Below are 546 nucleotides of genomic sequence, written 5' to 3' on the forward strand. Positions count from 1 at the left end.
TTAAGAATGCTTTTTTCATCAATGAGTTTGGCTAAGGGCAGAACTTCTCCGCTCGCTAATCTTTTCGCGCTCTCTTCTACTAAAACCTTCCGTAAGGGGTTGTTAGGGTTGATAAAACTAGAATTAGCCACATGCAACCCCATAAACTCCATCATCATTTGATTAGAATTAGCCGTGCCATAAAAAGTGCAAGTGCCCACATCATGATAGCTTTGCATTTCCACTCTTAAAAGCTCTTCTCTGTTGATCTTTCCCATTGCAAAATCTTGGCGCGCTTTGGCTTTTTTATAATTTTCTATCCCGCTCACCATAGGCCCGCTTGGCACAAACACGCTCGCTAAATTCCCAAAGCTTAACGCTCCTATGAGTAAGCCTGGCACGATTTTATCGCACACGCCCAAAAAAAACGCCCCGTCAAAAACATTATGGCTTAATCCCACGGCGGTGCTTAAGGCGATCACATCTCTACTGAATAAGCTCAATTCCATGCCATCATAACCTTGCGTGATACCATCACACATCGCTGGCACCCCACTAGCGACGCTC

1 protein-coding gene is annotated in these 546 nt (G+C 44.7%); it reads right to left on the reverse strand.

The features are described 5' to 3' along the window. A partial coding sequence (locus IEY78_RS35450) for a dihydroxy-acid dehydratase domain-containing protein (RefSeq protein WP_229700353.1) occupies positions 1 to 521 on the reverse strand: 521 nt, incomplete at its 3' end. Between the last annotated feature and the right edge of the window lie 25 nt (positions 522 to 546).

The organism is Streptomyces kronopolitis, from assembly GCF_014646275.1.
GTDB lineage: Bacteria > Actinomycetota > Actinomycetes > Streptomycetales > Streptomycetaceae > Streptomyces > Streptomyces kronopolitis.